Source organism: Neobacillus terrae, assembly GCF_011393025.1.
Classification (GTDB): Bacteria; Bacillota; Bacilli; order Bacillales; family Cytobacillaceae; genus Neobacillus_A; species Neobacillus_A terrae.
This window is the reverse complement of sequence record NZ_JAAOEO010000002.1, coordinates 426,457-446,323: the sequence shown is the minus strand read 5'-3', so window position 1 is coordinate 446,323 and position 19,867 is coordinate 426,457. Positions and strand designations below refer to the sequence as shown.

The 19,867-nt window shown below is 40.8% G+C and carries 21 protein-coding genes; 6 read left to right on the top strand and 15 right to left on the bottom strand.

Annotated elements, in window-relative coordinates:
* Positions 1–77: 77 nt before the first annotated feature.
* On the top strand, positions 78–254 hold the full coding sequence (locus G8761_RS04640; RefSeq protein ID WP_166024130.1) for a Spo0E family sporulation regulatory protein-aspartic acid phosphatase: 177 nt from the start codon (positions 78–80) through the stop codon (positions 252–254).
* 122 nt (positions 255–376) lie between these two features.
* On the opposite strand, the gene G8761_RS04635 is transcribed toward G8761_RS04640, so the two are convergent.
* From G8761_RS04635 to yneA, 9 genes are all read right to left on the bottom strand, one after another.
* Complete coding sequence (locus G8761_RS04635; protein ID WP_166024128.1) at positions 377–2,170, bottom strand: ABC transporter ATP-binding protein; 1,794 nt, start codon at positions 2,168–2,170, stop codon at positions 377–379.
* A gap of 1 nt (position 2,171) precedes the next feature.
* Positions 2,172–3,923 (bottom strand): ABC transporter transmembrane domain-containing protein, encoded by a 1,752-nt coding sequence (locus tag G8761_RS04630; RefSeq protein ID WP_166024126.1) that lies wholly within the window; start codon positions 3,921–3,923, stop codon positions 2,172–2,174.
* Between the two features lie 407 nt (positions 3,924–4,330).
* Entirely contained in the window at positions 4,331–4,897 is a 567-nt protein-coding gene (locus G8761_RS04625; RefSeq protein WP_166024124.1) for a hypothetical protein, read from the bottom strand.
* 181 nt (positions 4,898–5,078) lie between these two features.
* The gene (locus G8761_RS04620; RefSeq protein ID WP_166024122.1) at positions 5,079–5,291 is read right to left on the bottom strand and encodes a YneF family protein; all 213 of its coding nucleotides are present in this window, start codon (positions 5,289–5,291) and stop codon (positions 5,079–5,081) included.
* Between the two features lie 74 nt (positions 5,292–5,365).
* Entirely contained in the window at positions 5,366–5,806 is a 441-nt protein-coding gene (sirA, locus tag G8761_RS04615) for a sporulation inhibitor of replication protein SirA (RefSeq protein WP_166024120.1), read from the bottom strand.
* A gap of 452 nt (positions 5,807–6,258) precedes the next feature.
* The gene (gene tkt / locus G8761_RS04610; protein WP_166024118.1) at positions 6,259–8,265 is read right to left on the bottom strand and encodes a transketolase; all 2,007 of its coding nucleotides are present in this window, start codon (positions 8,263–8,265) and stop codon (positions 6,259–6,261) included.
* 243 nt (positions 8,266–8,508) lie between these two features.
* Entirely contained in the window at positions 8,509–8,742 is a 234-nt protein-coding gene (locus G8761_RS04605; protein WP_166024116.1) for a DUF896 domain-containing protein, read from the bottom strand.
* A gap of 115 nt (positions 8,743–8,857) precedes the next feature.
* Complete coding sequence (locus G8761_RS04600) at positions 8,858–9,523, bottom strand: YneB family resolvase-like protein (protein ID WP_166024114.1); 666 nt, start codon at positions 9,521–9,523, stop codon at positions 8,858–8,860.
* 30 nt (positions 9,524–9,553) lie between these two features.
* Positions 9,554–9,877: a cell division suppressor protein YneA gene (gene yneA / locus G8761_RS04595; protein WP_166024112.1), complete on the bottom strand. Its 324-nt coding sequence runs from the start codon at positions 9,875–9,877 to the stop codon at positions 9,554–9,556.
* A gap of 158 nt (positions 9,878–10,035) precedes the next feature.
* Between yneA and lexA the strand changes: the two genes are divergently transcribed.
* Entirely contained in the window at positions 10,036–10,659 is a 624-nt protein-coding gene (gene lexA, locus G8761_RS04590) for a transcriptional repressor LexA (protein WP_166024110.1), read from the top strand.
* A gap of 258 nt (positions 10,660–10,917) precedes the next feature.
* Complete coding sequence (locus tag G8761_RS04585) at positions 10,918–11,205, top strand: DUF4257 domain-containing protein (protein ID WP_166024108.1); 288 nt, start codon at positions 10,918–10,920, stop codon at positions 11,203–11,205.
* Positions 11,206–11,271: 66 nt separating this feature from the next.
* Here G8761_RS04585 and G8761_RS04580 read toward each other — a convergent pair whose 3' ends face one another.
* Entirely contained in the window at positions 11,272–11,535 is a 264-nt protein-coding gene (locus G8761_RS04580; protein WP_166024106.1) for a hypothetical protein, read from the bottom strand.
* 232 nt (positions 11,536–11,767) lie between these two features.
* Between G8761_RS04580 and G8761_RS04575 the strand changes: the two genes are divergently transcribed.
* A complete protein-coding gene (locus tag G8761_RS04575) occupies positions 11,768–12,037 on the top strand; it encodes an aspartyl-phosphate phosphatase Spo0E family protein (RefSeq protein WP_166024104.1) in 270 nt (89 codons plus the stop codon).
* A gap of 506 nt (positions 12,038–12,543) precedes the next feature.
* Here G8761_RS04575 and G8761_RS04570 read toward each other — a convergent pair.
* The 5 genes from G8761_RS04570 to hflX form a co-directional block, all read right to left on the bottom strand.
* Positions 12,544–14,001: an alpha-amylase gene (locus G8761_RS04570; RefSeq protein ID WP_166024102.1), complete on the bottom strand. Its 1,458-nt coding sequence runs from the start codon at positions 13,999–14,001 to the stop codon at positions 12,544–12,546.
* Positions 14,002–14,151: 150 nt separating this feature from the next.
* On the bottom strand, positions 14,152–15,486 hold the full coding sequence (gene glnA, locus G8761_RS04565) for a type I glutamate--ammonia ligase (RefSeq protein ID WP_166024100.1): 1,335 nt from the start codon (positions 15,484–15,486) through the stop codon (positions 14,152–14,154).
* 65 nt (positions 15,487–15,551) lie between these two features.
* Positions 15,552–15,959 carry a MerR family transcriptional regulator gene (locus G8761_RS04560; RefSeq protein ID WP_166024098.1) on the bottom strand — a complete coding sequence of 136 codons (408 nt, stop codon included), beginning with the start codon at positions 15,957–15,959 and terminating at the stop codon, positions 15,552–15,554.
* 138 nt (positions 15,960–16,097) lie between these two features.
* On the bottom strand, positions 16,098–17,369 hold the full coding sequence (locus tag G8761_RS04555; protein WP_166024096.1) for a methionine gamma-lyase family protein: 1,272 nt from the start codon (positions 17,367–17,369) through the stop codon (positions 16,098–16,100).
* Between the two features lie 15 nt (positions 17,370–17,384).
* Positions 17,385–18,644 carry a GTPase HflX gene (hflX, locus tag G8761_RS04550; protein WP_166024094.1) on the bottom strand — a complete coding sequence of 420 codons (1,260 nt, stop codon included), beginning with the start codon at positions 18,642–18,644 and terminating at the stop codon, positions 17,385–17,387.
* 185 nt (positions 18,645–18,829) lie between these two features.
* Between hflX and G8761_RS04545 the strand changes: the two genes are divergently transcribed.
* Together G8761_RS04545 and G8761_RS04540 are read left to right on the top strand one after the other, a co-directional pair.
* Positions 18,830–19,435, top strand: coding sequence for a trimeric intracellular cation channel family protein (locus G8761_RS04545; RefSeq protein ID WP_166024092.1), 606 nt, complete (start codon positions 18,830–18,832; stop codon positions 19,433–19,435).
* Positions 19,436–19,618: 183 nt separating this feature from the next.
* Entirely contained in the window at positions 19,619–19,852 is a 234-nt protein-coding gene (locus G8761_RS04540; RefSeq protein ID WP_166024090.1) for a glutaredoxin family protein, read from the top strand.
* Positions 19,853–19,867: the final 15 nt, after the last annotated feature.

The window sequence follows — 19,867 nt, the reverse complement described above, 5'->3', positions numbered from 1 at the left end:
CAGGTATACTAGAAAAGGCTTGAAAATGGATTTCCACTAGACTCCATTTTAATAGATTGCAGAAAGGAACTTCGGCCGTGTTAAAACAGGAATTACTAGAGCTTATTGAAAAAAAGCGGTCAGAATTAATTCTGATAGCGACCAAAAACGGTTTAAGTTCCTCCATCGCCATCAAGTACAGCCAGGAACTTGATCACCTTTTGAACGAGTACGATAAACGATTCCTTAAAAAAGTCCAAGTGCAGCATTTTTAAAAAAATTAAGGTCAGACAATTTCATATGATAATTGATTAGAAAAACTTGGCATTCGCCAAGTAAATTCTCATTAGCGAAAAAAGCCTGGGGGACGCCCCAGGCTTTTTATAATATCTATTTATTAATTCACTACATCCTCTAGCCGCTCAACAGAACCGTTTTGCAGAAGGAACATTTTATGATACAGCCCTCTTAACGCAAGGAGCTCTTGATGAGTTCCTCTCTCAACAATCTCTCCGTGGTGTAAGACCAGAATCAAGTCCGCATCCTGGATGGTGGACAAGCGGTGGGCAATCGCAATCGTTGTCCTACCCCTCCTCATTTTTTCAAGGGCTGTCTGAATGGCTTCTTCTGTCTCAGTATCAATATTGGCTGTTGCTTCATCCAAAACGAGAATTTTAGGATTGGCTGCCATCGTTCTTGCAAAAGCTATCAACTGACGCTGGCCGCTTGAAAAAGTGGAACCTCGCTCGACCACTTTATGCTCGTAGGAATCCTCCAGTTTTTCGATAAAAGCATCAGCCTGAACGAATCTGGCAGCTTCCTTTACCTCTTCGTCTGTTATCGATTCATCGTGGAGGCGAATATTGTCTTTGACCGTTCCATAGAAGAGGAACGGATCCTGCAGAACAAGCCCCATTTTTTCTCTTAATTCATCCTTTGAATAGCCCTGAATAGGAACACCGTCGATTAAAATCTTTCCGCGCTCAAATTCGTAAAAGCGCATAAGCAGATTGATAATCGAACTTTTGCCGCTGCCTGTATGGCCAACGAGGGCCACGGTTTCACCGGGATTCGCAGTAAAGGAGATATTTTTCAAAACATCCCTTTTACCATCATAGGAAAAAGAAAGATTCTGGAACTCTATTTTTCCCTGCCCGATTTGCACTGGCTGGTCAACGATTTGAGCTGGTGCAAGGCTGGTATCATCCAAAAGCTTAAACACCCTTGAACCTGCAACAATCGCCTGCTGAAAAAGGGATAGACGCATCATCATCTGATTAACCGGCTCGAAAAAGCGGTCCAGGTAATTGATAAACGCGTACAGCACCCCGATTTGAACAGATGCAGTGAAAGACGTAATACCAAAATAGCTTAATACCATAATCAGCCCGAAGGTATAAATCAGGTCGATCGCCGGCCTTAGCAGCAGTCCGTCAATTTTAATATTTTTCATTCCGGCATCGTAATGCTGGTTATTAATATCCTCAAATTCGTTTCTTAGCCTTCTCTCCTGGCGGAATACCTGAATGATCGACATTCCCATCAAAGATTCGCTAAGCTTGGCATTCATCTGGCTCAGCCTTTCCCTCATACCGAGATAATACTTAGAACTGTATTTCCGGTACATTGCCATGACCAAGATAATAATAGGAACAAACACGACGCATAGAAGCGCCATTTTTACATTCAGAATGAACATGGCAATTAATATACCCGTTAGCAAAAATCCGCTCTGAATAAAGGTTGCCAGTACGGTTACGAACATATCCTTAATCGCTTCGGTATCATTTGTTACCCTTGAGACGATACTTCCTGCCGGCGTCCGGTCAAAATATTTAAGACCGAGGGCCTGAACCTTAGAAAACACGTCTATCCGCAGCCGCTGGATAATAAACAGCGCAAGCTCCTGGAATTTTACAAGCTGGAAATAAAGGATGAACATTTTAACCACTTGTATTCCCATATAAGCGATCCCTAGCATGAGCAATGGCTTGTAAGCAAGGTTGCCCGGTGTCAGGTAATCGTCTATAAAAATTTTAACGAGATAGGGGCCAACAATATCACCAAGCGTCGTGATCAGAAGGAACGTAAACGCGAGAATGATATCTTTTTTATACGGTTTTGTATAGGATAGCAGCCGGAAAAGGATTTTCCTTTGTTCTTTTTCGGTCAGCATTTCTGTTTTTTCCATTTTAGTGCCCTCCATGCTCTACCAGTTCTTCTAGCTGCTGCCGTAAATACATTTCCTTGTACCAGCCGCCGGCAAACATCAATTCCTCATGCGTTCCGCGCTCCGTTATCCTTCCTTCATCCATGACAATAATCAAATTAGCATGCTGGATGGCACTTAGGCGGTGAGAGGTTATGATGGTTGTTTTGCCTTCCCGATTTGCTTTTAGGGCAGAAAGAATGGCTTCTTCTGTTTTGGCATCAACCGCTGATAATGAGTCATCCAATATCAATACCTCAGGGTTCATCAGAAGTGCACGGGAAATCGAGATCCGCTGCTTTTGTCCCCCCGAAAGAGATACTCCCCGCTCACCGACAACTGTTTTATAACCATCCGTAAATTGTGTAATGTCATCATGGATATTCGCAAGTCTTGCCGCATTTTCAACCTGCGAAAAGGGAACAGTTGGATCTGTAAATGCGATATTTTCTGCAATAGTCGCTGAAAATAGGAAATGATCCTGGGGGACATAACCGATCGCTTCCCGCAACTTTTCAAGCTTATAATCCCTTATATTTTTATCACCAAACATGATTTGGCCCTTCGTTATATCAAACTCTCGGATGAGAAGCTTTAATAGAGTCGTTTTCCCTGAGCCCGTTTTGCCGACAATTCCAAGTGTCTCTCCCTGCATCAGTTCAAAATGGGTATCTCTTAAAACCGGTTCATTTTCACCTGGATAGGTAAACTCTTCTATATTATATTGAATGTCGCCACTTGGAACTTCATCCGTTAAGCCTTCCTTATCCTCAATATCGACCTTTTCAGCAAGCAAAGCAGCAACCCGGTCATAGGAAGCCCGGCCTCGCTCTACAATATTAAAAAGCCATCCAAAAGCTAGCATTGGCCAAATAAGCAAACCTAGATAAGTAGTAAAAGAAATCAGCTGGCCAATTGTCAGATCTCCATTGATAACATACTTAGCCCCAATCGCAATGGATAGAAAGAAGGAAATAGAGACAATAATTGAAATGGTTGGATCGTATAAAGAATCTATTTTTGCCACGACAATATTCTTCTGAACAACATCCTCAGACTGCCTGCGGAAATCTTCAATATCTTCCTTTTCCTGTCCAAACGTTTTAATTACTTTAATACCGGTGATGCTCTCCTGTGTTTTATCATTTAAGTCAGAGAAAGCTTCCTGTGCTTTATGGAAAGTGCGGTGCAGCATGGTTCCAAACCAGCTGGTCAAAAACACCATGACCGGCATAGGAATTAGACAAATTAATGTTAGCTTCCAGCTGACCGTAAACGCCATAGCCAGAATCACAAATCCACCTGTTGATAAAGAGTCTACCAACGTAAGAACCCCAGCCCCAGCTGTCTGCTGAATTGCTGAAAGGTCATTAGTGGCATGTGCCATTAAGTCGCCAATTCTCCTTTTCTGATAAAATGCCGGCGACATCGTCGTAAAATGCTGATACAGACTATTTCTCAGCTGCTTTGAAAGCTTTACGGCTGACCCAAATATCATGATTCTCCAATAATATCTAAGGGTGTACATACCGATTCCTGCTCCAGCCAGAACAAGAATCCATTGAATGAGAATACCCTTTGTCAGGGTTCCCTCTTTGATTTCATCCGCTATGATCCCAATTACTTTTGGTGGAACCAGCTGCAGCATCGCAACCACTAAAAGCAGAAAAACCCCTGAAATATAGGCTTTTTTCTCTTGCTGAAAAAACCACTTTAAATCTAAAAATATTTTCATATAACGCCTCCGTAACCCCCTGAGAAGATTTGTTTCTATGTATTTATTTCGGAAAACTAAGGAAAAAAACACCATATCGCCGAATTTTAATTTTACCAAATATTTTTGCAATAATAAAGATTAAAAATTTTTTCTTGTAATACAAAAAGTGCAAACGCCTTACTTTAATGATGAAAGGCTAAATTCGCACCATCCTCGAAAAAGCTAAGATTTTTTTCAACGTGCTATGTGGTTGCTGACGAAACTCTCCTTGTCCTGATTTCTGGAGTGATTTGACTTATGACCCCGAATGGGCTTGGCGCTGAACCGGATTACAATAACTTGTACGGAGTGACCACAAGGTAAAATATATAATTTACTAAAAACGAAAAAAGCACCCATAAAGTATGAGTGCCTTTTACATTTTATTATTTTTGAATAGGTGCTTCAAAAGTTAGTGTTTTATGGAAAGATGGAGAAATAAAATCAATTTGCACTGTGTCTGAAACTGTTTTAAGCGAGTAGGCTCCATGTGTTTCTGCTGCCCTGCCCGGTAAAATTTCAGTAGGCTCAGAATCAAAAGGATACTCACTTGCCAGCAAATCGATATGGGTTCCAGCCATCTGGTTCTTATCATAGACCGTTAAATCACTTTGATATACCAGTAAGGATTTGATTTTAGGCTCTTTTTTCAGATATTTATAGGTATAGTCCACCACAACAGTCTGCTTACTATCCTTTGGAACATATTCCATGTCTTCGGCAGGTATCTTGACTTCTTTAACTGAATTGATGGTAACAGAGTATATTTTTTCACCTTTAGCATTGCTCATAAAGCCTTCCTCATTTAACTTATAAATCTTCTTTTCTTCCTTAGCCGGAGCTGCGCTGTGTTTGGTTTTATCCTTTGCCCTCGCTGCCTTGTCCGCATTTTGGCATGCAGCACAAAGAAAAATGACGGCAACCAATAGAAATACACTGTAAAACTTTTTCATTATGTATTCTTCCCCTCTAGATGCTTCTTTTCAAAAAACCTTTTCAATGTTATTACTTATATAGCCAATAGTCAATTCCAATTATTAGCATTATTTTTTTCAAAATAAAAAACCACCTTACCCCGCATTTCAGCCGGAAAAAGTGGTTTTTTAGAACTAGTATCATTATGCTTGTCCGTTATTATTTCGATTGTTTGTTCATTGCTGCCATCATTTGATTGATCTTCTTCTGGGATGGTTTCATACCCATTTGCATCATCATCATTTTAAGCATTTGTTCATTGATTGGCGGATTTTTCTTCAAGTAGGTCATCATGTATCTACGTGCAATGAAAAATCCTAGTGCTATACCGACTACCAGAGCCAGGACACCAACTAGAATGTTAATTCCCATTTAAATTTCCTCCTTCATGTTGTCTAACATACAGTGTACTAAACAAAGCACAATTATACAATATCAGCCTTTATTTAGACAAATTTTCTTTCCTTTATAGGCTTAAGCCACCCAAAACGGCTTTTCTCGAGATCGATGGCTAAAAAAGAAGATTCACATTTGCGCAGCACTTCAAAAAAGACCGTTTCGGCTTCATAGCTTCCTAAACCTTCAACATATATTGCCTCTCCACGGACTTCCAATGTTGCCCTGCTTAGCTTTCCGCTTATTTCTATGGAATATGTGCCATTTTCTGCACTAAATCCTTTATCATTTCCAAGTTTTTTTTGAATCATCTGGTGAACGCGCAGTACCGGTATCGGCTTGGTAATGAACTTAATTTGTTTTTCTGTTATATACTTTAACTCGCCCTTTGAAAATTCACTTTCCCGGAACAATTGAAAAAACATGCGTTCTCTTCCGAAGTAATGTGCTGCAAATTCATCTTCTATTAAATATAGCCGATACTTTCTCACCACAATCTCTCCTTCGCCAGGCAACTCTATTTTCTTCATTATAAAAAAAGACTCGTAAAAATTTTGTCTTAAGGCGGCAAAAAAAATGTCGAATTCATAATATTCAACTATTTATTTTATTATAGCGGACTTTTCCAAAACTTGTCACGTGTGAGAGTGTAGTGTTCATGTATATGTCAATAGTTTTTTTATTTTGGATGAAGTCTGCGACACTTCTAAAACGGAGCCCGCACGCCCGTAAGGTTAACGTTTTGGCGTGTATGAGATAAATTTCCGCGCGTTAAGTCTTGAATTTGACGCATAGCAGGGATATTTTCGCGCATTAAGTCTTGAATTTGGCCATAGCAGAGACATTTCCACGCGTGAATATCTTTTTTAAAATCCCAAACAAAAAAGCTGTACCAAAAACCACCCTATCGGCAGTCTCTGAAACAGCTTAGTTTGAAAAATAATTATTTATTTAGCAAAGCTTTTACACGAGATACAACATTTTCAGTTGTAAATCCATATTCCGCCATTACTTTTTCTCCTGGTGCTGATGCTCCGAAGGTATCGATACCCAATACGTCGCCTTCGTCACCTGTGTACTTGTGCCAGCCAAATGAAGAACCCATTTCGATTGCAAGGCGCTTCTTCACTGTTTTAGGAATAACAGACTCTTTATATTCCTTGGACTGAGTTTCAAAGCGATCCCATGAAGGCATGCTGACAACTGCTACATCAATACCTTCTTTAGAAAGTACTGCTTGTGCTTCTACAGCAAGACCAACTTCGGATCCAGTTGCAAGCAATAAAGCATCTGCAGTTTCTTTAGAAGCAGGTGAAATCACATAAGCTCCTTTGGAAACTCCTTCATAAGCATTCTTGTCAGTATCCTTGATCGTTGGTAGGTTTTGACGAGTTAATACAAGTGCAGTTGGCTTGTTTTCAGACTCAATAGAAAGCTTCCAAGCTGCAGCTGTTTCATTTCCATCCGCAGGACGAATGATTGAAAGGTTTGACATAGCTCTTAAAGCCGCCAGTTGTTCAACTGGTTCATGTGTTGGGCCGTCTTCACCAACAGCAATACTGTCGTGTGTGAACACGTATGTTACTGGAAGTCCCATTAATGCTGCAAGTCGGATTGCCGGACGCAGGTAGTCAGAGAATACAAAGAATGTACCGCCGAATACCTTGATACCGCCGTGTAGCGCCATACCATTTAGGGCTGCACCCATGGCAAATTCACGAACACCAAACCAGATGTTTTTGCCTTCAAATGAGCCTGGCAAGAAATCGGAAGATCCCTTAATCATGGTTTTATTGGAACCAGCAAGGTCTGCAGAACCACCAATAAAGGTTGGAAGATTTTTTGCAATGCCATTTAACACTTCATGTGAGGATTGACGGCTTGCAACTGCTTTTCCTTCTTCATAAACTGGGATATCCTTGTCCCATCCCTCAGGAAGTTCATTTGCCATTGCTTTTTCAAGCTGGTTGCCGAGCTCAGGGAATGCGTTTTTATATTGAGTGAAAGAATCGTTCCATTCCTTTTCTTTCTTCTCGCCATTTTCAACGATCATTTTTTTGAAGTGGGCATAAACTTCATCAGGAACATGGAAATCCTGGTCGAAAGTCCACTTATAAGCTTCCTTAGTAAGCTTCAGTTCATCTTCACCTAGTGGCGCGCCGTGAACACCTGAAGTACCAGCTCTGTTTGGAGAACCGTAACCAATGACAGTTTTAACCTCAATAATAGTTGGACGATCAAGATCACCTTTTGCTTCTTCAATTGCTTTTGCCACTTCGTCCAAATTATTTCCGTCTTCTACACGAACATATTGCCATCCGTAAGCAAGGAAACGATCTTTTACACTTTCAGAGAAAGCTTGAGATAATTCTCCATCTAGGGAAATATCATTTGAATCATAAAGCACAACAAGGCGGCCAAGCTTTAAGTGGCCTGCAAGAGAAGCAGCTTCAGCTGAAACGCCTTCCATAAGGTCTCCGTCTCCGCAAAGTGCATATGTAAAATGATTTACAAGTTCATAGTTTTCTTTGTTATAAACACTTGCAAGATGGCGTTCTGCCATTGCCATACCAACAGCCATAGCAATACCTTGTCCAAGAGGACCAGTAGTAGCTTCTACACCTTCTGTGTGATGGTATTCTGGGTGCCCTGGAGTTTTGCTTCCCCATTGGCGGAATTGTTTAATCTCTTCCATTGGCAGGTTATAGCCTGATAAATGGAGCAAGCTGTATAAAAGCATGGAACCATGTCCTGCTGATAAAACAAAGCGGTCACGATTAAACCATTGTGGATTATTTGGATTGTGGTTCATAAAACGAGTCCACAGTGTGTATGCCATAGGAGCAGCTCCCATTGGCAAACCTGGGTGTCCTGAGTTTGCTTTTTCGATAGCGTCAATTGAAAGTGTTCGAATAGACGTTACTGATAACTCATCAATAGTTTCAAACATAAATTACATCCTTTCTTTAACCTTGGATATTGGTTACATCCTTATATTATAGGTCTAAAGCAATTAATACAACAAAAGTGAATGTTGTAAGCGCAGCCACTTTAAACCAAGGCTGTCATGTTTAAATTTAAAGTTAAAATCTGTAAAATATTAGTCATTATTGCCTATTCCCTCTTTATCATGGCACAAACAGAACAATTTTATGAAAAAAAAAAAAGGAGTACATTTCTGTACCCCTACTCATTAATGAAGTTTTTGATTTCTCTTGCGCTGCTTCAGTTTTTCAGGTGTTACATCATTGCCTTCCGGATCAATAATCTTTGTATTCGTTAAAGTATCCAGCATGGACGAGCGAAAGGTCTGAAGATATTCCTTTCTAAGGGCAGATTGTTCCTTAGCCTCAGCTTCAGAAAGTGAACTTTCCTTTGCTTTTTTCGCTAACTCATTTATTCTTTTCATTTTCTCTTTTGAAAGCATGCTTGTCCCTTCTTTCTTGAGGTTTCTATTATTAGATCAACACGATCAAATTATTTTTCTAAATATGACAACTGATTTTACTAAAAAAAAGACCCATTGGCAAGCCAAAGGGTCTTTACGATTTATATGAGTCTTCAGCAGCTAGGTCCTCCATATGCTGCTGATATCTTCTATGTACGGTAGCTTTGGAAACCTGGTATCCAAAACCCCTAAGCGTAGCAGCAATCTCGGCAAAAGTGAGGCCATTTCTTTTAAGACGCACTATTTCGTCTATGGGCACTTCAATCTTTTCCCTGCCTGCTCCCTCTCCTTGGTTCTTTAAATTTCGCTCGGGTTTGAAGCCATTTTTCACAGCCCGTTTCATTCCTCGTTTGATTTTAATATTATGGAGCTTCCGCTGGTATTCTTCCACCATTCCAACTATTTTTAAAACCATCGAATCCGATTCGGATAATTGCAGCTCTCCGTTATGGGAGATGCTATAGAGTTTGATTCCTTCTTTTAAAATGCAATGAAGGAGGGCAATTTTTGCATTACCTCTCCCCAGTCTGGTTTCATCTTGTATTAATACTGCATGAATTTCAGGTTTCCTTATTTCATCCAGCAGCTGAAGGATACCTTCCCTCTCCAGGTCATATCCGCTGGCCTGCTCCCTTATAATTTCTGCAATTTGAAATTGATTTTGATTGGCCAGCTGGGTTAATTCTTCCTCCTGCCTGATTAAGGAGGTTTCCTGTGTATCTTTATCCGTGCTGACTCTGCAATATATAATAGCATTCACGAAGCAATCAGCCCGCTTTCTTTTTATTGTTTATTCTCCTGCCGCACTGGCAAGTTCACCAGTAGATAAGATTTCTTCTTTTACCGGAATAACAAGCTCCTGGCCAGGAACAAGCTTGTCCCCATTAACTTCATTATGGAGCTTTACCCAGCTTACAAAGCGATCCTTTGACATATTGTTTTCCTCTTTATATTGATCAGCAATCTTCCAGATTGAATCACCTTGAGAAACAGTGACTTTTATGTAATTGTTCTCATCCGGAGAATCCATTGTAATTGATAGAACCAAAGCAGATAGACAGCTTAAACCTACAAGAATAATAGCATAGGAATACTTTTTCCACATTTTCTTCATCTCAAGCACCTCTATTAGAATATATGTTCGCATTTGCTGATTTGATTATAAATCGAACATGTGTTTTGCGTCAACAAAAATATTCGAACTTATGTTTGTATCAAAAATGGGAACATGTTATAATAAAGTCAACAAAAACCAGACGAGGTGCAATCAAAATGGCAAAATTATCAAAGCGGCAGCAGGATATCCTTGACTTTATCAAAGGGGAAGTTAAGAAAAAGGGATATCCGCCATCCGTTCGTGAAATAGGCGAAGCAGTTGGACTAGCTTCCAGTTCTACAGTCCACGGACACCTGGCCCGCCTGGAAAGCAAAGGGCTTATTCGCAGGGATCCAACTAAACCAAGAGCAATCGAAATATTGGAACTTGAAGAAAGTATGCACATACCTAGGGCAAGCGTAATTAATGTCCCTGTTGTCGGTAAAGTAACAGCTGGTCAGCCGATCACTGCTATTGAAAATATAGAAGAATACTTTCCCCTTCCAGAGCGAATCGCTGCAGCAAGTGAGCATGTCTTCATGCTTGAGATTATGGGTAATAGTATGATAGAAGCCGGTATTCTGGATGGCGACTATGTTATTGTTAAACAGCAAAGCACCGCTAACAACGGTGATATCGTAATCGCTATGACCGAGGAAGATGAAGCAACCTGTAAGAGATTTTTCAAAGAAAAGGACTATATCAGGTTACAGCCAGAGAACTCAACCATGGATCCGATTATTGTAAGAAATGCCTCTATTTTGGGCAAGGTTATTGGTGTTTATAGAGATATTCACTAGGGAGATAGACTTTATAATAAAAACCAGGATTTTAAACGATTTAAGGCGAGGCAGTGCAAAATGCCCGCCTTTTTTGTTTAAAATTATTCTAATTTAACTGATTGGTATTTTTATACAGTTATTTAGAACTATTTTACTTTTTGGAAAATTCAGTATTTTAACTCATGTATAGACTTTTCTTTTTCGATATAATGAACACACAACACGAATAGCCTTAGGTCACAAAAATATTTAGGCTTAAGGGAGTGTGAGGAGTTCATGTTTTTCAACATTGCTTTCTCAATCATATTAGGTGGCATGGTCGGTATCTGCAGTCATGTGAGAAAGAACGGAAAGCTTGTAGTGCCTTATCGCACCAAGAAATTTTTGTACCCCGGTTTTATACTGGAAATGACTTTGGGATCCCTCGCTTCTGTCCTCGTTATACTCTACGCGGAGCCAACCTCACCCGTACAGGTGGCCTTCCTTTCGATCCTGGCGGGTTATGGAGGTGATGCTGTCATAAGAAGATTTGATGTTCTTGGCTCTAATCATCACGGAAAATAGAGATAAAACCCAACTTCCCTTAACCGCCGATTTTAGCAATGGTCAAACTCACGGCTCACCTTTTATTCATACTGTGTAATTAACCCATAAATAAAAGAGGTGAGGAAATGCCCCCGTATATGTTTTCCGGATATCAGCCACATGGAAGCTGGCATCACGGTTATCCCCCATATGGTCACGGATATGGATACCATCATCACCATCCTTATTACCCATACCCACAACACTATCCTGTAGGATACCACCATGGCCCGTTCCATTATGGCGGCGGTTATCACCATCCTTATTAATGAAATGGTTTAAAAGAAAAATTGAAAAGGATGCCCTCAATTAAGGACATCCTTTTCTGTTTGAGAATAAAAGATTCAATGGTGACCCGATCCTTTTTTGATTAGAAAACATGCAGCTTTTCGACAATCTGAAGATAAGCTTATTGGATTAAGAAATCGCGCAGGAGATCTTTATTACTGATCCCAGGGAGTGCGGGATGCGCTCAAGGCGCGGTGCACGGAGCAAGAATGATGGATTATGTCGATTTTTGTTTACAATAAAGGGTTTCAAAATGGAGCGGAACTTGGTAAAATCAGTTGTGCGGATGTCTATTTTTGTAAAAAGAGGTTGGATGATGGAAAACTCACTGATTTTTTCTCCTTTTGAACTAAAGATTTATATCGAATACTTGAGAATTGATTTAATCGACAAAGGACAGCAGCTCGGTTTAATTAACGAAGTAACCGTTGAAGCCAGCCAGGAGCTGGATTATTTTATTTATCAGTATCAATTGCTGACTGGATCAAAAAACTTTCCGGAAGTGTCAGCTGCTTCTTTTTAAAAATAATAGGGAAATACATATACCACCTTCCATTTCCCTCCCCAGCCTAATAACTTGTTCCTCTAGATTCCTCCCCTTATCATAAATCCCTATCACTACCTGATTCTGAAGACAATCAGGAAGTACATATTAGTCGGATTGCCAAAGAAATAACCAGATGTTCTTATAATTGTCTTTATTCGGGTATAACCGAATGAAGACAGGCATTCTTAGACTAAGCCATGCATTTACTCGATCAACTCGGGCATTTCCTCAGAAAAATCGGGCATTTCTTCGATAAATTCGGGCATTTCTTCTCTACCCAGAGGGTATAACCAACGAAAAACTCTTTTTCTTTATTAAAAGTATTGAATATTAAACTAAAAAACTCTTTTTCTATCAAAAATGTCTCATGTTGAATACATTTTTTTATAAAAACCCATTATAAATTAGTATTACCACCTCAAAATACCCCGTAACGTATGTCAAAAAGGCGTCCCAAAGGAACGCCTCACCGAACCAAACATTTATTCCTGCTCACACACAGCCCATACGGACAAGCAGCCGCCATTTACCGGGAATGTGGCACTGCCATCCTCCCCGATTGTAATTTTCTCCTCCCTTGAATGGGTGATATCAACCCACACTTCGCCAGCTCGTTCCTCGCCTACATTCATTGTTTTTTCACCATTGTCACCATTGGATACTACAACAGCACAACCTGAGTTCTGCACGGCAGGGATTCCTTTCCGCACCCATCCAATGGTATTTGAATGATCAAAGTAATCTACCTGTTCTCCGTAGGCTTTAAACTGTCTTGCATAGAGAAGCCTATCGATGATATCCTTCATTCCATCGCGAGGTTCAGGCCCTTTGATACCGTAATAATCTCCGTAAAAGATGCATGGTAAGCCTTCCTGGCGCAGAAGAATGAGCGCATAGGCACTCGGTTTAAACCAGGGTTCAACCCAGGACTGAAGGGCTTCGTGCGGCTGTGAATCATGATTATCCACAAATGTCACTGCATTAAGTGGATGTGATTTTACAAGAGTGTCATCAAAAATCGTTGATAAATCAAACTCACGGCCCTTTATAGAAGCTTCATGAAGCTTGTAATGCAGGGAAACATCGAATAAATCGATTTTAAATTCAATGTTATCAAGGAAGTTTCGGCATGCCTCCAACTCAGGATTCCAGAACTCTCCTACAACGTAGAAATCCTTTCCGCAATGAAGCATCATTTCTATAACAAATTGTCTAATAAAATCATGGTTTATATGTTTAATAGCATCGAGACGAAAGCCGTCACAATGAGTTGCATCATAGAGCCATTTGCCCCATCTTGTCATTTCTTCCCTGACATCTTCGCGATTGTAGTCTATATTGGCAAACATCAAATAATCGTAGTTGCCAAATTCACTGTCTACATTTTCATTCCAATTCTTATCGTCACCGCAAATCCGGTAAACACCGACTCTTTCTGTTTTATTATCATAATCTGTTCCATTAAAATGTTCAAAGTTCCATTTAAAGGTTGAGTATTGATCACCTCTGCCCGGGAAATCGAATTTGGTCCATCCTTCGATGTCAAAAGGTGCTGAGATTTCCTTTGTTCGGTCATGAGGATCCACTTCGATAACCTTAAATAACTCCGTGTCATCAGCTGCCGCTTTGTGGTTCATGACAATATCCATGCAAACCTTTATATTGTTCATATGGCATTCATCAATCGCCGCCAAAAGCTCTTCTTTTGTTCCATACTTTGTTCTTACTGTTCCTTTTTGGTCAAATTCGCCAAGATCATAAAGATCATAAACACCGTAACCAGTATCCTCTGCTGACTGGCCTTTTGTTGCGGGTGGAATCCAAATGGAGTCAATTCCTCTCATCTTTAATTCTGCGGCTGCTTCTTTGAGCCTGTTCCAATGGTTTCCGTCTGCGTCTACGTGCCATTCAAAAAACTGCATCATCGTCTGGTTCTTCATCGCTTTCTCCTTCTATCTATCAGCATTAGCGGTCAATTTTTAATAAGTAAACTGCTTGTCTAAAATTTACCCCCTTGTACCGGCTCTCAACCTCTTTTTTAAAAATAAAAAAACCCCCAGCACCAAAGTGCCGAGGGTTCTTAAAATATCTTAGTACATGCTCATGTATTGCTCGCGTTCCCATGGGTGAACTTGAGTTCTAAACATATCCCATTCGATCTCTTTCGCTTCCACGAAGTGTTCGAAGATGTGTCCGCCAAGTGCTGAAACAATAACTTCGTCTTTCTTCAGCTGGTCAAGAGCTTGTGCAAGAGTTGCAGGAAGATCGATGATACCTTCTTCAATGCGCTCTTCTTTGTTCATTACATAGATGTTGCGGTCTACTGGAGCTGGAGGAGTAAGTTTGTTTTTGATGCCATCAAGTCCAGCTTTTAATAGAACTGCCATCGCCAAATATGGATTCGCTGCTGGGTCAACGCTGCGCACTTCTACACGTGTGCTTAGACCGCGTGATGCAGGAATACGGATAAGTGGTGAACGGTTTCTTGCAGACCATGCAACATAACATGGAGCCTCGTAGCCAGGAACCAGACGCTTATAAGAGTTTACAGTTGGGTTTGTTACAGCTGTAAAGCTTGGAGCGTGCTTAAGGATACCAGCAATAAATTGACGGGCATTTTCACTTAATTCCAATTCGGAAGAAGTGTCATAGAATGCATTTTCGCCGTTTTTAAATAATGAAAGGTTACAGTGCATACCAGAACCATTTACGCCAAACAATGGTTTTGGCATGAAGGTTGCGTGTAATCCGTGCTTACGAGCGATTGTTTTTACAACAAGCTTAAAAGTTTGAATTTGGTCACATGCTGTTAAAGCATCTGCGTATTTAAAGTCGATTTCGTGCTGTCCAGGAGCTACCTCGTGGTGGGAAGCTTCGATTTCAAAGCCCATTTCCTCAAGCTCAAGAACGATGTCACGACGGCAGTTTTCACCAAGATCTGTTGGAGCAAGGTCAAAGTATCCGCCTTTATCGTTTAATTCAAGTGTTGGTTCCCCAGCTTGATCTAATTTAAACAGGAAGAATTCTGGCTCAGGTCCAAGGTTAAAGTTTGTGAATCCAAGTTCTTTCATTTCATCAAGGATTCGGCGCAGGTTATTACGTGGATCTCCTTCAAAAGGCTCGCCTTCCGGAGTATAGATATCACAAATTAAACGTGCTACTTTACCTTTTTCAGCTGTCCAAGGGAAGATTACGAATGTATTAAGATCTGGATATAACAGCATATCAGATTCTTCGATACGAACAAAACCTTCGATGGAAGAGCCGTCAAACATCATTTTATTATCAAGCGCCTTTTCAAGCTGACTTACCGGAATCTCCACGTTCTTGATAGTTCCAAGGATGTCAGTAAATTGAAGGCGGATAAACTTTACATTTTCTTCTTTAGTTATTCTTTGAATATCTTCTCTTGAAAACTTTGCCATTTCCTAAATTCCTCCTGTTAAAAAAAGTAATAGAATAATTGCTTTGCTTCTATGTCATGTTTTCCCTATTGGAAAAATCGGGACATATCCCCTTGCCTCAATGATGATCGATTAAATCTTCCAGCATGCTGCAGCTCGCTGCGCAGTATTTTTCTTAATTCATCATCGGATAATTCGCGCCTTGCTTTTTCTGCCTGCTTTTCCATTTCGGCAGTAGCTGTCTGGTTTTCCTTAACGGCAAAGACCTCTTTAATTCCGGCCATATTTATGCCCCGGTCAATCAGGTCTTTAATTTCCAGCAGCCTATCAATGTCATTTAAACTAAACATCCGCCTGTTTCCCTCTGTTCTTGCGGGAGAAATCAGTTTATGCTCTTCATAATATCGGATTTGCCTGGCTGTCAGTTCTGTCAGCTGCATGACGATTCCAATGGGAAACAGCGGCATGGAACGGCGAATTTCATTACCGGCCAAGATTTCTCCTCCCTTTTACTGCTTTATAGGGGTATTATATGGCATGTTAGGTAAGATGTCAAACTTATGTTAGGTTTTCTGACATGAAAAAATTAATAAAAAAAGAGGACAACCTAAGCAGCCCTCCTTTAAGTTAACCTAATTTAAATCAATTAAACCTTTTTCCGCCAAAGAGCTTAGTGCGAGACAAACCGCCATTTTGACATGGGAGTAAGTCAGACCTCCCTGAACATAAGCAACAAAAGGCGGCCTTGTTGGCCCGTCAGCGGTTAGTTCAATACTTGCCCCCTGAATAAATGTACCTGCTGCCATGATCACATCATCTTCATATCCAGGCATATAGCTTGGGTAAGGAGTCACATGAGAGTTTACAGGTGAAGCAAATTGGATTGCCTGGCAAAAAGCCACCATTTTGTCTTTATCATCGAATTGAACGGATTGGATTAAATCTGTCCGTTTGGCATTCCACTTTGGCGAAGAATTCATACCTAGTTGTTCAAGCATGGCTGCAGTAAAAACGGCTCCCTTAAGTGCCTGCCCCACAACATGGGGAGCCAAGAAATAACCCTGGTACATTTCCTGGAGGCTGTACAGTGACGCTCCGGCTTCTGCACCGATTCCCGGAGATGTCATCCGGTAGGAACAAGCTTCCACCCATTGTTTTTTTCCAACAATGTAACCGCCTGTTTTAGCAATTCCTCCGCCGGGATTTTTTATTAAAGAACCCGCCATCAGGTCTGCCCCTGCATGGCATGGTTCGATATCCTCCACAAATTCGCCATAGCAGTTATCAACAAAAACCACTACATCGTTTTTAATTTCTTTTACAAAACGAATCATTTCCCCTATTTCTGCTACCGTAAAGGACGGTCTGACCGCATAACCCTTTGACCGCTGTATGCCGATCATTTTCGTGTTTGGCTTAATTGCGTTCGCCACAGCACCCCAATCAATTTTGCCTTCTTCTGTTAGAGAAACGCTGTTGTAGGAGATTCCGAATTCTTTTAAAGAACCTACTCCGTTCCCGCGAATGCCCACAATTTCCTCAAGGGTATCATAAGGCTTTCCTGTGATATAAAGAAGTTCATCCCCAGGTCTTAATACGCCAAATAAGGCAATGGATATGGCATGCGTCCCTGAAATGATCTGCGGGCGGACCAGCCCCGCCTCTCCTCCAAAAACATCTGCATAAATGGCTTCAAGCGTATCTCTTCCGGTATCATCGTATCCATAACCGGTAGAAGGGATAAAATGCGAGTCGCTTACCCTGTGCTTTTGAAAGCTTTGTAACACCCTGAATTGATTCGTATCAATTCTTCCGTCTATCTCTTTATGAACCTCAGCAATCTGGATCTCAACATCCTTTACAATTGTCTGAAGCTTCTCCCCGTATTTTAATTGTTGAAACATGATGCGACCCCTTATCTAAACACTATATTTTTGCAGCTGCCCTGTTATATGGTGGTCTCTTAAAGAGTACCCTTTGCATTCATACAGCTGAAATTGCTCATTAAAAGTCAGTTCCCTCAGGATGGTTTCATTTTTTAATTGTGAAAGGAGCTTGCCTTCTGTTGAAGGAACTTTCACGCTGTAGGCTTCCATCCCTTCTATTACTAGCTCTTCTATCTTTTTCTTTAACGCATTTCGATCTTCAACGTCATAAGCACTGATAAAGGCTGTTGGCGTTTGCGCAGTCGGTACAAAATCCGGATGCTGAATATCCCTTTTATTATAAACAGTCAGCTGCGGGATATCTTTAATATCAAGCTCATCTAATAGATGGTTTACCGTTTTTTCATGCTGAAAATAGTCCGGGTTTGCCATATCGACAACATGCAGCAATAAGTCCGCTTCCTTAACCTCCTCAAGAGTGGAGCGGAAGGCTGCAATGAGGGCAGTTGGCAAATCCTGAATAAATCCAACCGTATCTGTAATAAGAGCCAAAAATCCGCTTGGCAGAATGACCTTTCTGGTCATTGGATCGAGAGTCGCAAACAGCTGGTTCTCTTCATAGGAATCTGCTTCTGACAGACGGTTAAAAAGTGTGGACTTTCCAGCATTTGTGTAACCAACGATAGCGATTTGGAAGGTCTTATTTTTCTTCCGTCTTTCCCTGTAACGATCGCGGTGATGAACAATCACATTCAGCTGTGATTTAATATCATCGATGCGGCGGCGGATATGGCGGCGGTCCGCTTCCAGTTTCGTTTCACCGGGACCTCTTGTTCCAATTCCCGCCCCCAGCCTGGACATCGCTATACCCTGGCCAGCAAGCCGAGGAAGCAAATATTGAAGCTGTGCCAATTCTACCTGAAGCTTACCTTCTTTGGAGCGGGCTCTTTGTGCAAAAATATCGAGGATTAGCTGGGTCCTGTCGATAATTCGCGCTTCGAGCGCTGATGATAAATTCCGCTTTTGGCTTGGAGAAAGCTCGTCATTAAAAATAACCAAATCAGCTTCCATTTCATCAACGAGTGCTTTTAATTCCTCCACTTTCCCTTTTCCGATATATGTTGCAGGATGAACCCTCTCCCTCTTTTGAATAACTGATAGCAGGACTTCACCTTTTGCTGTCTCAGTTAAGGAAACAAGCTCCTCCATGGAATATTGAAACCTCAGGTCATCTTCATTGGTTGTCTGGCAGCCAACAAGTATTGCTTTTTCCAGATCTGTTTTTTGTTCCAATGGAACCCCTACTTTCCGTTGAATAATCTTTTTTCATCATATCAAAAAGTTTGTGGATACTCTAATTTTTCACTTATTTGCCCTCTTTCAACATTTTTAAAAAAAAAGATTGAAAATACAGGGACACGTGATAAAATCAATATAATTTGTATTTGAAAACGATTACGAGGGGCAGATAAAAAGGAATGACGTGGGAAGTACTAAGCATGATTGGCACAGTGGCATTCGCAATCAGCGGAGCAATTATTGCCATGGAAGAAGAATATGATATTTTAGGAGTTTATATTTTAGGGATTGTCACTGCCTTTGGCGGTGGTGCGATACGAAATTTATTAATTGGTGTACCGGTTTCAGCTTTGTGGAACCAGGGGTTATTTTTTCAAATTGCTTTGCTTTCGATGACAGCTGTTTTCTTATTCCCTATGAATCTATTAAAGCACTGGCAAAAATGGGGCAATTTGTTTGATGCGATCGGCTTGTCTGCCTTTGCCATCCAGGGTGCTTTATATGCATCAAAAATGGGCCACCCTTTAAGTGCCGTCATTGTTGCAGCAGTTCTTACAGGAATTGGCGGCGGAATCATTCGAGACCTGCTCGCTGGCCGAAAGCCGATTGTACTGCGTTCAGAAATATATGCCGTGTGGGCCATTATGGCGGGAATGGCGATTGGTTTGAAAATTGCTGACAGTCCAGCCGAGCTGTATTCTTTGTTTGTGATCATTACAGCTTTAAGGGTTCTATCGTACACGTATGATTGGAAGCTCCCCGTTAAGCGGGTTCACGAGAATTAAAAAATGTTGTAGTCGACAAACCCAGGATAGAAACGGGGTTTGTTTTTTTTATTAAAAGAAGGGAAAAACAAAGGGTATGCAGGTAATTCTTTTTTTGTAAAAGCTGGTTAGGTTAATTGACAGCATTACCGGATCATTTTACTATACCTTTAAGGGTATAAAAAATTTAAGGAGGCATACAAAATGAATGATATTACTGTTTATTCAACTAATACTTGACCGTACTGCACAATGATGAAAGAATTCCTTGAGGCTCAAGGATTAACCTACAAAGAAGTAAATGTGCAGATGGATGCTGATGCAGCGCAAAAACTAGTACAGGAGACCGGACAGATGGGCGTACCTCAGACAAAGGTAAATGGCCACTGGGTCCTGGGTTTTGATCCAGAAACGCTGATGCAGTACGTAAATAAGTAATTCCTAATGAAGCTT

Excerpts from the sequence above, each read along its gene's own strand:
- G8761_RS04635 (WP_166024128.1), bottom strand. The coding sequence starts at position 2,170 with ATGGAAAAAACAGAAATGCTGACCGAAAAAGAACAAAGGAAAATCCTT.
- G8761_RS04630 (WP_166024126.1), bottom strand. The coding sequence starts at position 3,923 with ATGAAAATATTTTTAGATTTAAAGTGGTTTTTTCAGCAAGAGAAAAAA.
- G8761_RS04625 (WP_166024124.1), bottom strand. The coding sequence starts at position 4,897 with ATGAAAAAGTTTTACAGTGTATTTCTATTGGTTGCCGTCATTTTTCTT.
- G8761_RS04620 (WP_166024122.1), bottom strand. The coding sequence starts at position 5,291 with ATGGGAATTAACATTCTAGTTGGTGTCCTGGCTCTGGTAGTCGGTATA.
- tkt (WP_166024118.1), bottom strand. The coding sequence starts at position 8,265 with ATGTTTGAAACTATTGATGAGTTATCAGTAACGTCTATTCGAACACTT.
- G8761_RS04605 (WP_166024116.1), bottom strand. The coding sequence starts at position 8,742 with ATGCTTTCAAAAGAGAAAATGAAAAGAATAAATGAGTTAGCGAAAAAA.
- yneA (WP_166024112.1), bottom strand. The coding sequence starts at position 9,877 with ATGAAGAAAATGTGGAAAAAGTATTCCTATGCTATTATTCTTGTAGGT.
- lexA (WP_166024110.1), top strand. The coding sequence starts at position 10,036 with ATGGCAAAATTATCAAAGCGGCAGCAGGATATCCTTGACTTTATCAAA.
- G8761_RS04585 (WP_166024108.1), top strand. The coding sequence starts at position 10,918 with ATGTTTTTCAACATTGCTTTCTCAATCATATTAGGTGGCATGGTCGGT.
- G8761_RS04575 (WP_166024104.1), top strand. The coding sequence starts at position 11,768 with ATGGAGCGGAACTTGGTAAAATCAGTTGTGCGGATGTCTATTTTTGTA.
- G8761_RS04570 (WP_166024102.1), bottom strand. The coding sequence starts at position 14,001 with ATGAAGAACCAGACGATGATGCAGTTTTTTGAATGGCACGTAGACGCA.
- glnA (WP_166024100.1), bottom strand. The coding sequence starts at position 15,486 with ATGGCAAAGTTTTCAAGAGAAGATATTCAAAGAATAACTAAAGAAGAA.
- G8761_RS04555 (WP_166024096.1), bottom strand. The coding sequence starts at position 17,369 with ATGTTTCAACAATTAAAATACGGGGAGAAGCTTCAGACAATTGTAAAG.
- G8761_RS04545 (WP_166024092.1), top strand. The coding sequence starts at position 18,830 with ATGACGTGGGAAGTACTAAGCATGATTGGCACAGTGGCATTCGCAATC.